This is a genomic window from Paenibacillus sp. XP01, from assembly GCF_057364885.1.
Genome location: NZ_CP139481.1, coordinates 508,160 through 522,014 on the forward strand (window position 1 = coordinate 508,160; position 13,855 = coordinate 522,014).

General features: G+C 52.8%; 14 protein-coding genes. 11 read left to right on the forward strand and 3 right to left on the reverse strand.

All coding sequences use genetic code 11. The features are described 5' to 3' along the window. Positions 1–108: 108 nt before the first annotated feature. From SNR34_RS02430 to SNR34_RS02455, 6 genes are all read left to right on the forward strand, one after another. Entirely contained in the window at positions 109–792 is a 684-nt protein-coding gene (locus tag SNR34_RS02430; protein WP_236417603.1) for a response regulator transcription factor, read from the forward strand. Continuing rightward, the gene (locus SNR34_RS02435) at positions 789–2,321 is read left to right on the forward strand and encodes a HAMP domain-containing sensor histidine kinase (RefSeq protein ID WP_486181049.1); all 1,533 of its coding nucleotides are present in this window, start codon (positions 789–791) and stop codon (positions 2,319–2,321) included. The genes SNR34_RS02430 and SNR34_RS02435 overlap by 4 nt, the downstream gene beginning before the upstream one ends. Positions 2,322–2,421: 100 nt before the next feature. Further along, positions 2,422–3,336, forward strand: a complete 915-nt coding sequence (locus tag SNR34_RS02440; protein WP_236417601.1) for an ABC transporter ATP-binding protein — start codon at positions 2,422–2,424, stop codon at positions 3,334–3,336. Next, positions 3,333–4,049: an ABC transporter permease gene (locus SNR34_RS02445; protein WP_236417600.1), complete on the forward strand. Its 717-nt coding sequence runs from the start codon at positions 3,333–3,335 to the stop codon at positions 4,047–4,049. Before SNR34_RS02440 ends, SNR34_RS02445 begins: the two co-directional genes overlap by 4 nt. Before the next feature lies 1 nt (position 4,050). Continuing rightward, a complete protein-coding gene (locus SNR34_RS02450; RefSeq protein ID WP_236417599.1) occupies positions 4,051–4,785 on the forward strand; it encodes an ABC transporter permease in 735 nt (244 codons plus the stop codon). 151 nt (positions 4,786–4,936) lie between these two features. Further along, positions 4,937–5,791 (forward strand): alpha/beta fold hydrolase, encoded by an 855-nt coding sequence (locus SNR34_RS02455; RefSeq protein ID WP_486181050.1) that lies wholly within the window; start codon positions 4,937–4,939, stop codon positions 5,789–5,791. A gap of 92 nt (positions 5,792–5,883) precedes the next feature. Here SNR34_RS02455 and SNR34_RS02460 read toward each other — a convergent pair whose 3' ends face one another. Continuing rightward, positions 5,884–6,837: an L-lactate dehydrogenase gene (locus SNR34_RS02460; RefSeq protein ID WP_343262269.1), complete on the reverse strand. Its 954-nt coding sequence runs from the start codon at positions 6,835–6,837 to the stop codon at positions 5,884–5,886. 563 nt (positions 6,838–7,400) lie between these two features. Between SNR34_RS02460 and SNR34_RS02465 the strand changes: the two genes are divergently transcribed. Further along, entirely contained in the window at positions 7,401–8,135 is a 735-nt protein-coding gene (locus SNR34_RS02465) for a MerR family transcriptional regulator (protein WP_236417588.1), read from the forward strand. Between the two features lie 105 nt (positions 8,136–8,240). Beyond that, positions 8,241–9,101 (forward strand): serine/threonine protein kinase, encoded by an 861-nt coding sequence (locus SNR34_RS02470; protein WP_486181051.1) that lies wholly within the window; start codon positions 8,241–8,243, stop codon positions 9,099–9,101. Positions 9,102–9,302: 201 nt separating this feature from the next. Here SNR34_RS02470 and SNR34_RS02475 read toward each other — a convergent pair whose 3' ends face one another. Further along, a complete protein-coding gene (locus SNR34_RS02475) occupies positions 9,303–9,515 on the reverse strand; it encodes a hypothetical protein (RefSeq protein WP_236417585.1) in 213 nt (70 codons plus the stop codon). Between the two features lie 254 nt (positions 9,516–9,769). Here SNR34_RS02475 and map point away from each other — a divergent pair, with 254 nt between their 5' ends. Then, positions 9,770–10,516: a type I methionyl aminopeptidase gene (gene map / locus SNR34_RS02480; protein ID WP_236417584.1), complete on the forward strand. Its 747-nt coding sequence runs from the start codon at positions 9,770–9,772 to the stop codon at positions 10,514–10,516. A gap of 170 nt (positions 10,517–10,686) precedes the next feature. Then, on the forward strand, positions 10,687–11,700 hold the full coding sequence (locus tag SNR34_RS02485) for an NADP-dependent oxidoreductase (RefSeq protein ID WP_236417583.1): 1,014 nt from the start codon (positions 10,687–10,689) through the stop codon (positions 11,698–11,700). Positions 11,701–11,789: 89 nt separating this feature from the next. On the opposite strand, the gene SNR34_RS02490 is transcribed toward SNR34_RS02485, so the two are convergent. Beyond that, on the reverse strand, positions 11,790–12,284 hold the full coding sequence (locus SNR34_RS02490) for a CcdC family protein (protein WP_236417582.1): 495 nt from the start codon (positions 12,282–12,284) through the stop codon (positions 11,790–11,792). Between the two features lie 309 nt (positions 12,285–12,593). Here SNR34_RS02490 and SNR34_RS02495 point away from each other — a divergent pair, with 309 nt between their 5' ends. Then, positions 12,594–13,715 carry a hypothetical protein gene (locus SNR34_RS02495; protein WP_236417581.1) on the forward strand — a complete coding sequence of 374 codons (1,122 nt, stop codon included), beginning with the start codon at positions 12,594–12,596 and terminating at the stop codon, positions 13,713–13,715. Positions 13,716–13,855: the final 140 nt, after the last annotated feature.

The following is a 13,855-nucleotide window of genomic DNA, read 5'->3' on the forward strand; positions in this document are numbered from 1 at the left end:
GTGATGCATTCCTCCAATCATAATGAACATGAACCGACGTGATATCGGCAGTTTAGGTATAATTGAGATATATTACCTCAAAGAAGCAGAAAGGAAACGATGATACGCATGAAACCAAAATTGTTATACATTGAGGACGACATCGAAATTTCCGCATGGGTCAGGGATGACCTTGAAGAACGAGGATATGACGTCGTTTGGCTCGCAAGCGGCGAAGGAGCCACGGAGGCGGCAAATGGATGCTCCTTGATTATTCTCGACGTGATGCTGCCCGGATTGGACGGATTCACGGTAGGGCAACGACTCAAAAAGGAACATCCCGCGGTCCCGATCGTCATGCTTTCGGCCCGGACGTCGATTGACGACAAGCTGCACGGGCTTGAATTCGCGGACGACTACGTGACCAAACCGTTTCATCCGGATGAGTTGGCCGCCCGAATCGAGGTCCAGTTGCGCAAGTCGGGTACCGCAGTGGCGTCCGGTCAAACGATCAGGCTGGAGCACCTCTCCATCCATGAGCAGGATCATCGGATCGTCAATGAAGAAACGGGAGAAGAGATTATTTTATCGGGAAAACAGTATCACATCTTCGCCTACCTGCTCCGGCACATGGGCATGATCCGAACCAAGGAGCAGATCTACGAAGCGGTATGGAACGAACCTTACCTTGACGGCGACAAGACGTTAATGGTGCATATTCGCCATCTGCGGGAGAAGCTGGAGCGCGATCCGGCGAATCCGACGATTTTGCAAACGGTGCGCGGCGTTGGATATCGCGTGAAAAAACCATGATTCGCCGTTGGCGGAAACGGACTACAGTAGAAGCGCCCCGCCAGACTCGAAAGGGCAAATCGGAGAACGTGCGCAAGCTCCGGTGGACGCGTTCCTTGATGTCCCGTTATATTCTGCTCATTTTATGTGCGGTATTATTTGTTCCGGTCGTCCTCCCGATCATTTCTGTAACATATGCCGTCATTGCCAACTACACAAACCATCATGTGGACCAGACTCCGTATGGCGATGCAACGGGATTCGGGAAAATGTGGATCGGCGAAGGTCGGAGGCTGGACGGGGTTCCCCCGAAGGAAGTGGATGCACGGCTAAGGAAGCTGCATTACGATTATCCCGAGTCTTCGATATACCGGGTTAACGGCAAAGGGGAGACCGAGCTTATTCTGCCAGGAACCGGCGTGGAAGTGGCTGCAACGAAAAATGCAGCTAAAGCGGAGACTCGATTGAAGTGGATGCTTGGCGAACAGCGAACGGAAGTTACCCTTATTCCCGCCGTCTGGGAAGCGTCCGACATGCTGCAGTTCATGAAGGATGCTTCCTACCGCGACCCGTTGACGGCGGTCGCTTTTGTGGGCGGCGGGAATGTAGACAAAGGGCAGGGGTTTATGGTCATCGAGATGCCGCGGCATATGTTGGAGATGCAGCGCAGCGAACCTTGGGAGTTTTTGTATTTGCTCACGTTTATGGGCATCGTGTTCCTGTTCTTTATCTTGATGTCGGTCCTGTTCTTTGCCCGCATTCGCAAGCGGCTGATCCGGCTGCAAACGGCGATGGTGGATCCGGGCAAAGAAGGCATTCCGCTGCCTGTCAACGTCCGTGCATCAGATGAAATCGGCCAGCTGGAGGAATCGTTTAATCAGATGGTGCACCAACTAACGGATAGCCGGCACCGGGAGCGGGAAGAGGAACAGCTGCGCAAGCGGCTTGTGGCTGGGCTTTCCCATGATTTGCGCACGCCGCTTACCGTCATTCGGGGCCATATGCATGCTTTGCACAAGGAAGCGCTCAGCGAAAACGGGCTTCATGCGTTGATGCGAATGGAAGCTAAAATGGACGACCTGGGCGGACTCATCGACAACATGCTCTCTTACAATTTGTTGGCGAGCGGAAAATATACGCTGAAGCTGGAGGATAAGGACGTTTTGCGTATCGTGAGGGAAATGGCGGCATCCTGGTATCCGGTATGGGAGAGGGAACAATTCGAGATCGACATTGATCTGCCGGACGAATCTTTGATTTGGCGCGTGGATGAACAGGGATTCAGGCGCGTGCTGGACAATCTGTTTCAAAATGCGGTGCGGCATGCAGCCGCAGGCCGGTACATCGGCATCGCCACGGAAGAAATCAAGGGTCAACGGGTCATCGTGGTGCGTGATGCCGGCCCAGGCATGCAGAAGGAGTCCGAGACCAGAGGAACGGGGCTTGGTTTATCCATCGTCGATCTGCTCATTCGCGAAATGGGGCTGCGCAAGCGCGTGGAAAGTTCGGCGCAAGGTGTTGCGATTTATATCTACAGCAGCGTTAACTAGTGACATCCCCGGGAACGCGTTTTTTTAAACTAAACTTAAACTTCGGACACCCCGGCTTTTAACCTTGAGCCTTTAATATGGGTTTCGAGGTGATTAAACCATGAGCGAAAACATTATTCAAACCGCCAACCTGTGGAAAACATATCGCGACCGCGCAGCGGTCCGGGAACTTGATTTGACGATTAAAAAAGGAGACATCTACGGTTTCCTCGGCCCGAACGGCGCCGGCAAAACAACGACGATCCGCATGCTGCTCGGCCTGATCAAGCCGACGAAGGGCGTCATTCGCATCTTTGATAAAGACATCCGCAAGGATCGCATGGACATTTTGCGGCGTGTGGGCTCGCTCGTCGAATATCCGTCCTATTACGGGCATCTGAATGCGGTCGAAAATTTGGAAGCCCTGCGCCGGATTTTGGGCGCGCCCAAATCGCGGATTAGCGAAGTGCTCTCGATTGTTGACCTGACTCGGGACGCCAAACGGTCAGTCAAAGGATATTCGCTGGGCATGAAGCAGCGTCTCGGCATTGCCAGCGCGCTGTTATGCCAGCCGGAGCTGCTCATTTTGGACGAGCCGACGAACGGTCTGGACCCGGCAGGCATTCAAGAGATCCGCGAACTGATCAAACGCATGCCCTTGGAACACGGCATCACGGTCCTCGTGTCCAGTCACTTGCTCAGCGAAGTGGAGCAGATGGCCAGCCGGGTCGGCATTATCCGTGACGGAAAAATGGTCTTGCAGGATACCATCGCGAACTTGCATAACCAGACAGGCAGTTCCATATGTCTGACGGTGTCGGAGCCGGAAGAAGCGATGAAGCTGGCGCGGGAGCAAGGACAGTTCGGCCAACGCCAGGGGTCAATGCTGACGTTCCCTTACATGGACGATAGCGCCATCGCCTTGCTCGTTCGCCGCCTGGTGGAACGGGATCATGCGGTGTATCGCGTGGAGGAGCATCGCCAATCCTTGGAGGACCTCTTCATGCGCGTGATCGGCGAGGGGGCTTCCATATGACAGGGCGGGCGCTATTTTCCGATTGGCTGAAGATACGCGGCAAGGGCATTTGGTTTCTCGTTTTTCTGGCACCGATCGGACTGACCGCGATGCAGGCGCTGAACTTCGGTTTGAGGCTCGATTACTTGAAGGAACAATACGCAGCCGATCTGTGGGGAGGGCTGCTCGAAAACGTGGTGATGTTCGTGCCGCTCGCCCTGATGTTGGGCGCAACGGTGCTCAGTTCGATGATCGCGGGCGTTGAGCATGAACAGGGTTCATGGAAGCAGCTTTTGGCCATGCCGATCTCCAGAACGGCCGTATACACGGGCAAATTTTTGCTTGCTTGCGTGCTGCTGATCATTTCGTGTTTGTTGCTGACCGCTGGCATCGTCGTCCTTGGATTGGTGCTTGGATTCGATGCGGGAAGTATTCCGTGGGGACAGGCGATCACGCTCGGATTGATGCCGCTTGCTGGGGCGCTGCCGGTATTGTCGCTTGAATTTTGGTTGACCACGGTCAGCAAAAACCAGGCGCTGCCGGTAACCCTTGGCATTGTTTTGGCCATCGTAGGCTTGTTTTCGTTGTCCCTTTCCCCATATTTCCCGCTCGCTTGGTCCCAGATGGCTTGGAGCGGTCCGAATCCCTTGATGTTTGCGGGTATGGGCATTGGTGCGGGATTGCTGATCCTGCTGCTTGGCATGGTCCACTTCAGTCGAAAGGATGTGGCCTAGGATGAACTTTGCGACGACATATTTTCGAATCCTCTCGTCCGAGCGGCTGAAAATGGGGAAATCGCCGATATGGCTCCTGATTCTCGTCAGCCCGCTGCTTGCGCTGCTGCTTGGGATCACCGCCACGCCGGGCGGAAACTGGGCCGTGTTGATGAACGCGATGCTTTCCTTGCACGGCTTGCTGTTATTTCCGATGTTAACGGGCGTGTTTGCCTCGTTCGTCTGCCGCTTCGAACATGCCGGCGGCGGATGGAAACAAATGCTTGTCCTCCCGCTGACGCGCACAGGCGTATACTCAGCCAAATTGACCGTCGTGATGGTGCTGCTTGCACTCACGCAGTGTTTGATGCTCGGGTCCATCGTGCTTGGAGGCATGTTCCATGGCTTTACGCAGCCTGTCCCGTGGGGACTCCTTGCAGGCCATCTGCTGCTGGGACTGTTCGCCGCTCTGCCGTTAGCTGCTTTGCAAATGTTCGTATCGTTGGTGTGGAGCAGCTTCGCCGCACCGCTCGCGTTGAATTTCGGCCTGACCGTGCCGAATATTCTGATCATCAATTCGGCGACTTATGGTCCGTATTATCCATGGGCGCAGCCGATGCTGCTGATGATGCCGACAGGAAGCGGCGGCTTTGGCGCGTATAATGTGCCGCTCGGCACGTTGATTGCCGTGGTTGGCGGAAGCGCGGTATTTTTCCTGCTGATCGGGCTGCTGTATTTCCGGCGTAAAGAAATTTGAACGCAGGTACAGGTCGATGAAAATGAATACAACTATAAAACGTTTGCGGGCCGTGGTCTTGAAAATCATATTTCTCCTTGTCTCATTCATTGTTCTGTGGGTGGTTATTCACCAAGTGCTTACAGCTTATGAGAAAGGAAAGTATCCTCCCATGGGGACATTCATCGAAGTAAACGGTGAAAAGATGCATGTCTACGCGAAAGGCGCCGGGAAGCAAACGATCGTGTTGTTGAGCGGACTCGGTACGCCGGCCCCCGTGCTGGATTTTGAACCGTTGATCAACGAGCTGGCTGAGAGGAACAAAGTGGTTATCGTGGAGGGCTTTGGTTACGGCTGGAGCGATGTGACCCACAAGGAGCGGACCGTGGAGAACATCGTGGAGGAGCTGCGAACGGCTTTGAAAAAGTCAGGGATCGAAGGTCCTTATATTTTGATGCCCCATTCCATGTCTGGTATCTACAGCATGTACTACGCCAACCGTTATCCGGATGAGGTCAGGGCGGTCATTGGCATCGATCCAACATTGCCCCAGGCGTTGGCATACTTTGGCGAGCGCGCGCCTACCGCACCTTCGTACATGGGCCTGGCAGCTCCGACCGGCGTGATCAGGTTGGCTATGCTCATCAATCCGGCAGACTTTTTGCCAAGAGCGGAAGAGGGGCTGTACTCGGTTGCGAATCTTGATAAGATGAGGGCAATTACGGCATGGAAGGGAACCAACCGAAACATCATCGATGAAACGAACGAAATTGGCAGTAACGTGGCCAAGACCGCCGACATGGCATTTCCCCCGGATGTTCCCGTCCTGATTTTTACAACAAAAGAAAACAGGGAGGCAAAGGATGGAAAGACCAACGTGACGTTCTATCAGACTCAATTGCCGGACGATTCTGTCAGCCGAATCATCGTCATGGAAGGCGGCCATTACCTTCACTGGACGAAATACAAGGAAATAAGCCTGGCAGTCGAGCAGTTTACGTCGGACATTTCCGAGAAAGGGAACTGAAAAGCGACGGTTGGGCGCAAAAAAACAATAAGCCAGGGCCCCGTACAGCGAGGGGTGTCCTGGCTTTTTGTTATATGTTAAAAAGAAAATCGCTATGCCAACGTTAATCGACGGATGCTCCCGGACAAAATGCTGCACGAACGTTCGAACTTTTCACGTTCCGTTTCATGGAGATGCAGCTCGATGATTTCCTGGATGCCATTGCCACTAATAATGGCTGGTACCCCAACGCAAACGTCTTTCTGTCCGTATTCCCCGTCCAGAATGGCGGATACGGCAATGATTTTGTGCTCGTCGTTCAGGATGGAACGCGTAATGTGGGCGAGGGCGTTGCCGATACCAAACTGCGTGGAGCCTTTGCGCGTGAAAATTTCCCATCCTGCATCCTTCGTTTTGCGGGCGATATCATCGAGATCGAGATGTTTGAAACGCTCCTTGTGCTGCTCCAAAATGTGCATGATCGGCTTGCCGCCGATCGTCACGTGGGACCAGGCGACGAACTGGGACTCGCCATGTTCCCCGAGGGCATATCCGTGCACGCTGCGCGGATCAATGGAGAACACTTCGGACAGCAAGGTTTTGAGCCTGGATGAGTCGATGGAAGTTCCCGTGCCGATGACGCGTTCGCGCGGCAAGCCCGACAGCTTCCAAACCATATAAGTGACGACGTCAACCGGGTTGGCTGCAACGACAAAAATACCCTGGAACCCGCTGTCCATGATCGGAAGCACGATATCTTTGGTGATGGCCTCGGCCTCCTCCAGAAGGTCAAGGCGTGTCTGCCCCGGCTTGGGGTTGGCTCCGGCCGTAAGCACAATAACGTCCATGCTGGTGCAATCGGCATACGTCCCCGCGTACACCTTGGTGCGATTGTGCGTAAAGTCCATGCAATGGGAAAAATCGAGCGCTTGCGCAACTGCGCGGTCGTATGTCCGGTCAACCATCATGATTTCCCTGCATATGGACTGATTAATCATTGAATAAGCACAACTTGAACCAACCAAACCCGCCCCGATCACCGCTACTTTACCTGATCTGCCTAACACCTCGTTCAACCTCCGTTTTCGAATATAATCCGTTCATAACATGCATTATGTTAAGTAAGGTCTTATAAAATATGTCGGATTCCAAATATACGTTACATAAGATAACACATGAAAATGCTTTACAGCAATGATTCCCGTTATCGCGGGAGCGTAGTGGGGTAATGAGGTTAACAAAATTGACACGAATTGCGATGGAAATAGGTAACCTCCCCTTTTTTCGAGGCATGTACCCCTGAAAATGTCTGATTTCAACACGGGTGTCGAAGCAAAATGACAGCATTTGCATGTGCAGCGTTCGACACGACGGCATATGTGGCTTAAGTCGAAACAGGCGGGAATTTTTCGAAAAAAGCGACTGACAAAAGTTCTTATGAATCCCCAGAAACAGAAGAAAACCGTCAAAGGGATTATTCCATGAATTCACGAATACATACGGCAAATGCTGAAAACAGCATGATTGAGCTTGTTTAACTGTTGCCCGATCCGATGAACGTTCCCCAAGAGGAACGCTGAAGCTATGTCCTTTGGTAGTCAAAGACTTCGATAACGGGAGGGAATTTCAAATGATTGAAGAAGCAGGAGCAACGACGGAAACAGCCAAGAGTCTGGGAATTGGGGCCAGCACTCTTCGTAAATATGCAGCGGCGCTGGAAGAACGGGGATACCGCTTTGAACGAGCCGCGAACAAATCGCGTCTGTTCAAAACAGAGGACGTGGAGTGCATTGAAAGACTGATGATGGAACTGCGAGAGCACAATATGCCGCTTGCCGATGCGGTAGTAACCGTCCTGGCCAATGATATGCGTGCCGATGACGGTCCCGAACCTGATGAGACAAATGATGAAATGGACGTTTCCAACAGTGGGCGGGAGGGAGCCGATCACGAGGTTGTGGGTGGCAGCGGGGAGCCTGCATTCGAGGCTGCCGCGCCATTGTCCATGCCATCGCTTTTTCCGGAAGTGGCGGCATCCTCCGTCCATTCCCGTATGGTGGAAGGGTTGGGGCAGCTGGTCAGCGAAGTGACGCATGGGGCCGTGGAACCGAAGGATGAGCAGACGCAGCTGCAGGAGCGGGTCAATGAACTTGAAGCAAAAATTGGGGAGCTTGCCGCCGTATATGAGGAATTGCTGGGGCAGATGGACAAGCAGCAGCAATGGATGAATGACAAATTGGAGGAAGAGCGGGATCGTGAGCTGGTTACCAATCTGCGCAGTTACCAGGGGAGACAACGCAAATCCAAGGGGGTGTCGTTGCGGATGTTGTTTGGGTTGTTGCCCAAAAAACATAAAGAGGCGTGACGAACATCGTTGTCCGCCCGGGCTATTCCTCTGCTTACGCTGCCTGATATAATAGTCTCCATACGATACCAGAAGACGGGCCGGGTACGATTTTGCACGCCACTGATGACAAGTTCGAATCCCGGCTGCGATGTAGGAGGACATGTGGGACTGCGGCGAAGCTGGCAACGATGGATCGGATTTTGGACAGACCGACCCCGGAGGAAGGGCACAACCATTGCCGAAAGGTACACCGTTACCCGACTCCTTGGCATGGGCAGTTACGGACTCACTTATTTATGCACGGATGAACATACGGGGCAGGAAGTCGCATTGAAGGAGTCGAAGCCCAGCAAAGGAACGCTTTCGGTGAGGCTGCTTGAGCGGGAAGCGGAAGTGATGGGCCGTCTGGAGCATCCTTTCATCCCCAAGCTGCTCGAATCGTTCAGTTACCTCGGCCGGAACTACCTGGCTGCGGAGTATGTACGCGGAGAAACGCTGGAGCAGTGCATCTTCGAGCAGGGGTGCGTCTATTCGGAACAGGAGTGTCTTGAACTGGTGGGTCGTCTGCTCGGACCGTTAAACCATGTGCATCAGCAGGGATACATTCATGGCGATGTACGCATCCCCAACGTCATCCTGCGTGACGGCCAGGTGCATTTGATTGATTTCGGCCTGGCGCGGCGCATGGGGGAACCGCTCCTGCCGGAATTGAAACGGCGAATGCGGGATGTTCCTTTACCGGAGGACGAGCCGGCGATTGCGGATCAGGATCTTCAGGATGTGGGGCATTTTCTGTTGTTCATGTTGTATTCCGCGTTTGAACCGGAAAAGGGGAAAGCTCCTGCAAGCTGGCAGGAAGAGCTTGATCTCTCGCCATCCATGCGAGTCATGCTGGAAAGGCTGTTAGGGCTTCGGCCCGGTTATGAAGGCGGCGTGCCCGAGCTTTTGGCCGATGTTCGGGATATGCTTGAGGAGACGAAGTGAATTATTTTTCTGGTAAAAAAGTAAAGGTGATCTGATGCAATGGCTGCCATGATCCGAATAAAAAGGGTGCTCTCCAACCGCGAAGCGGCTGGCAGGGCACCTCTTGTTTTGCACTCACCGGATAACAACCGCCGGGCGCGAGTTCCTTTCAGCAATTACGCCGCCGGATGCGTCGCATACATATCCGATGAACGCTGTATATTAACTGGAACTATATTTTCTGCTTTTGTAATAGCTGGAGCCGTGGCGGCTGTCCCGGTGCTTCATGTCCGACGAAGAATAACGCCGGTATGCATGCTTCCCGGAAGAACTGCTGTAGCGCCTGTAGACGCGTTTTCCCGAGGAGCTGCCATAATGTCTGCGGTGGGAAGAAGATTTGGAATCGAGAAGCTTGCCTAACATTTTTCTGAGCATCAGTTTCCCCTCCTTTCGTCTTCGGCCGTATATGCGAATATACGTTGCTTCGACGGGGGCGGTTTCGGTTTTTTAGCACGATTCGTCTTTGCGGGATGCGGATGGATCCAATGTTTTCAGAAAAGTGTATTCATTGCATTGACGGGATATCGTATAATAGATTGTTGATGATGTTGCGGATTTTTTTGTTTTTGAGCGTTTCGAGAGTAGAATAGAGGAAAGAACAGATTAATTACGGACAAGGAGAAGTTATCATGATTACGTTGAAGACGAATGAACAGATCGGGAATATGAAAAAGGCCGGAGAGATTCTGGCTGCATGCCATAGAGAAATCGCCAAGATGATTCGTCCGGGAATAACGACCCAGGAAATCGATCAGTTTGCCGAAGCTTTTATGAAGAAAAATGGGGCAACGCCTGAGCAGAAAGGATACAACGGTTATCAATTTGCCACATGCGCGTCCGTCAATGATGTGATCTGTCACGGTTTTCCGGGAAAATACGTGCTGAAGGACGGAGATATCGTCACGATTGACATGGTTGTCAATCTGAACGGTTGGCTGGCCGACTCGGCTTGGTCTTATGCGGTTGGGCAGGTAAGCCCGGAAGCCCGGCATTTGCTGGACGTCACCAAGGAATCCCTGTACAAAGGCATTGAAATGGCCGTAGTCGGCAACCGCATCGGAGACATCTCCCATGCAATCCAGGTATATGCCGAAGGTGAAGGACTTTCCGTCGTGCGCGAATTCGTTGGGCATGGCATCGGCGAGAAAATGCATGAGGAACCGCAGGTGCCTCATTACGGACCACCGCATCGCGGGCCGCGTCTCAAAGAAGGCATGGTGATTACCATCGAGCCGATGTTGAACATCGGAACCTATCGCAGCAAGCTGGATTCCGACGGTTGGACAGCGCGCACGCAGGATGGAAGCCTTTCGGCGCAATACGAGCACACCATCGCCATTACGGCTGACGGTCCAATTATTCTGACGGCTCAATAATAGACGGCACATTCAAAACCACGATATTTGGCGAAAGTCGGGCGGACACGTTTGTGATCCGCCTGTTTCGGTTTAAACTGTTAAGGAGTCAGGAACATAATTTGCCAGGGCCAGGATAGCCCTGGCCACAAAGGCCGGTACGGTCTACTGACAGCAAGGAGGTCATTCAGTTGTCCGAAAATGAACAGATTGTGCTGGCATCGCGTCCGGAAGGTGAGCCGACCAGGGACAATTTTCGATTTATCCGGTCTCCCCTGCCGCAGCCTGAAGCCGGACAGGTGCTGGTTCGCACGTTATATTTGTCCGTTGATCCATATATGCGCGGCCGCATGAAGGATGCCAAGTCTTATGCGCCCCCTTACGCGCTGGATGAGGTCATCAAAGGTGGAGTCATCGGTCAGGTGGTTGATTCGTCGGAACCGAACCTGCGCAAGGGAGATCTTGTGACCGGGATGTGGGGATGGCAGCGATTCGCTGCGGTAAACACGGCCGATATTTCCCTGATCGAGCCGGGAGAGGCACCGATCACGGCGTATCTAGGCGTGCTGGGTCTGACCGGACTGACCGCGTATTTCGGGCTTGAAGATATCGGCAAGCCGCAAGACGGCGAAACGGTCGTCATTTCCGGCGCCGCCGGAGCGGTCGGCATGGTCGCAGGACAGATCGCAAAAATCAAAGGGGCGCGCGTCGTGGGGATCGCGGGTAAGGACGAAAAATGCGCGTATTTGAAGGAACAACTCGGATTCGACGAGGTGCTGAATTACAGACGGGAGCAGGATATGTCGGCAGCGGTCGAACGCGCTTGCCCGGAAGGTGTCGATGTTTATTTCGACAATGTGGGAGGCGACATTTCCGATGCGGTACTCCGCCATATCAACCGGAATGCGCGGATTCCGTTGTGCGGGCAAATTTCGGCTTATAATCTGAAGCAGCCCGACGTTGGCATGCGCCCGCAGACATTGCTTCTGACCAATACGGCTCTGATGAAAGGTTTTTTGCTGGGCGATTATGCCAAATCCTTCAAGGAAGGAAGAGCCAAATTGGCCAAATGGCTTGCTGATGGGCTTATTCGGCATGAGGAAAACATTGTCGAAGGGTTTGAACATACGCCGGAAGCGTTCATCGGATTGTTTACGGGCGACAATCTCGGCAAACAGCTCGTTAAGGTCGCGGATCCCGAATAGCGATGAAGCCGGGAAGAGCCGAAATCGTGACCTATGACAAAAGACACGTCATTCGCCAATGCAGCGCGAAAGACGTGTCTTTTGTCGGTTTATCGGGTTGCCGCATCCGAGGCAATGACTTCCTGATAATGTTTATACATATATACGCGCCAGCGCACGATCATGCCGAAAGCCAGCAGGAAAAAAAGTCCGCCCGTCTGCGGTATGGTGACGTAACGCTGGATGACTTCATGAAGAATAAGACGCACGGCGAGCAGGCCGAGCAAAATAAAAACAAAGCTGCGCGAACGAGTGGCGAAAATCTCGCCGTTAATCCGTTCGAACTTGGTGCTCCGTATGAGCGGGTACGAAAAGATGAACCAGCCAACGAGCAAGGCGATCAATGCCCACAACCACGGAACATGCGTCTCGGGCACGACAAACATAAGGAACCCGGTGCTCATGCCGAGCGGGGGAATCAAAATTTTACGAATGGTTACCGGCCTGTGGCTTGCCTTCATGCGAATGAAGATAGCGAGCAGTGCCATGACAAGCATACCGACGGTTGCGCCGATTTGAAGATATAACGGACTGATCTGAGCCACGGAAATATCCCTCTTTCCGGAAGAATAGTTGGACCCGCCCAGCGGATCTGCAAAAAAGTTGCTTGAATCTATGATTTCTATTATATCACAAAGAGATAAAGCCGATAGAATGCTAAGTGTGTCATTTATCGAATACTTCAAATCGAGGAATTACAAAATTTGCATTTATTTTCAACCAAAGCGGTACCGTTTATTCGGCGATGGAGGAATAACTTTCGTTCCGGGCACAGCAGCATGAGAGCAAACGCAGATCATGAAAACGTGCAGACCTTGGTGAGACTTTGACACGAATATGGAGGAAGACGCAGCATGAAAAGAACTCACAGGTCATCCGTATGGGTGATGGCTTCTTTGACAACCTTCTCGATCGTACTGGCCATCCCTTGGATTTGGTGGCAATCCGAGGCATCAACTCCGCTTGAAGTCCTGATTATCGACAAAGGGGCATCAGAGTCTCCCAATCCGGAACATAAAGGTTTGATCTGGTTGCTCAATCAGCAAAAAATCGTCCGAAAGAACGGGGAACGATATATGTACGACGAAAATGATGCGGACCGGGCAACGACCTATTCACCGTCCGTGAGCCGGCGGTTGCCCGAAGACATCATGACCGATACGGATATCATTTATGTAACGTCTTCTTTGAACCGACAAGGGAGTACGGGTTTAAACGAATCGAGTGCGCGGGAAGGAATCACGGAGCAGGATATCGGTAAAATCCGTGAGGCGGCGTCCAGAGGAGTTCTGGTCGTTGCCGAGTATGGAACTTTGTCAAATACGTTATCCCCGGCGGCCCAAAAGCAGTTTTACGAGCTGATGCATGTAAGGAGCAGCGGTTGGCGGGGGAAATACATATCGCATTTGCAAAGCTCGGATGAAGTGCCGGAGCAAGTGATGAAACGTTACGAAGCCGAGACGCGGGCGAAATGGCCGTATTCCGGATCGGGTCTGCTGCTTATGCACGAGGACGGATCAATCGTTGTATTGTGCCACGGAACAGATATGCGAACCGAGGATAGCGGGCTTGCTTTTACCCAGGAGGGAACGAATTGGAGCGGCATTGATGAACGGATTCACTACGACAACTGGTTCGATATTGTAGAGCCGGATTCGAAAGACGCGGTGAAGGCCTGGTTCAGGACGGGATTGACGGATGCCGGGCGCCAAAAGCTGCAGGATGCCCGCATTCCTTTGGAATTCCCGGCCGTGATCCGGCATGACGACAACGTACGGACATACTATATGGCCGGTTCGTTTGACGAGTTGAACAACTATTCGTTTTGGCGCAGAATCAAAGGCTGGGACGTCATCAGGAACTGGCTGACTCCGAACCGGAAGGGCGTGCCTGATGTCATGTATTGGAAGGCATACGTGCCCATGATGAAAACGATCTTGCGGGAAGCGGAACGCGCGGTCGGGTCGCAGCCTTAGTATGAGGATAACGAAGAGTGAATCCGTAGAAGAAGGGTATGAATGTGGAAAACGTGATAGACCGGGAAAAGCCGATTTCGGTCCAAAGGGACAAAAAGAACGGCCCGCTTAGGCTATTGATTGCCGGAAGCGGCCGTTCG

Coding starts and splice junctions, on each gene's coding strand:
- SNR34_RS02435 (WP_486181049.1), top strand. CDS start 789: ATGATTCGCCGTTGGCGGAAACGGACTACAGTAGAAGCGCCCCGCCAG.
- SNR34_RS02495 (WP_236417581.1), top strand. CDS start 12,594: ATGAAAAGAACTCACAGGTCATCCGTATGGGTGATGGCTTCTTTGACA.
- SNR34_RS02440 (WP_236417601.1), top strand. CDS start 2,422: ATGAGCGAAAACATTATTCAAACCGCCAACCTGTGGAAAACATATCGC.
- SNR34_RS02450 (WP_236417599.1), top strand. CDS start 4,051: ATGAACTTTGCGACGACATATTTTCGAATCCTCTCGTCCGAGCGGCTG.
- SNR34_RS02445 (WP_236417600.1), top strand. CDS start 3,333: ATGACAGGGCGGGCGCTATTTTCCGATTGGCTGAAGATACGCGGCAAG.
- map (WP_236417584.1), top strand. CDS start 9,770: ATGATTACGTTGAAGACGAATGAACAGATCGGGAATATGAAAAAGGCC.
- SNR34_RS02475 (WP_236417585.1), bottom strand. CDS start 9,515: ATGCTCAGAAAAATGTTAGGCAAGCTTCTCGATTCCAAATCTTCTTCC.
- SNR34_RS02470 (WP_486181051.1), top strand. CDS start 8,241: ATGACAAGTTCGAATCCCGGCTGCGATGTAGGAGGACATGTGGGACTG.
- SNR34_RS02430 (WP_236417603.1), top strand. CDS start 109: ATGAAACCAAAATTGTTATACATTGAGGACGACATCGAAATTTCCGCA.
- SNR34_RS02455 (WP_486181050.1), top strand. CDS start 4,937: ATGGGGACATTCATCGAAGTAAACGGTGAAAAGATGCATGTCTACGCG.
- SNR34_RS02465 (WP_236417588.1), top strand. CDS start 7,401: ATGATTGAAGAAGCAGGAGCAACGACGGAAACAGCCAAGAGTCTGGGA.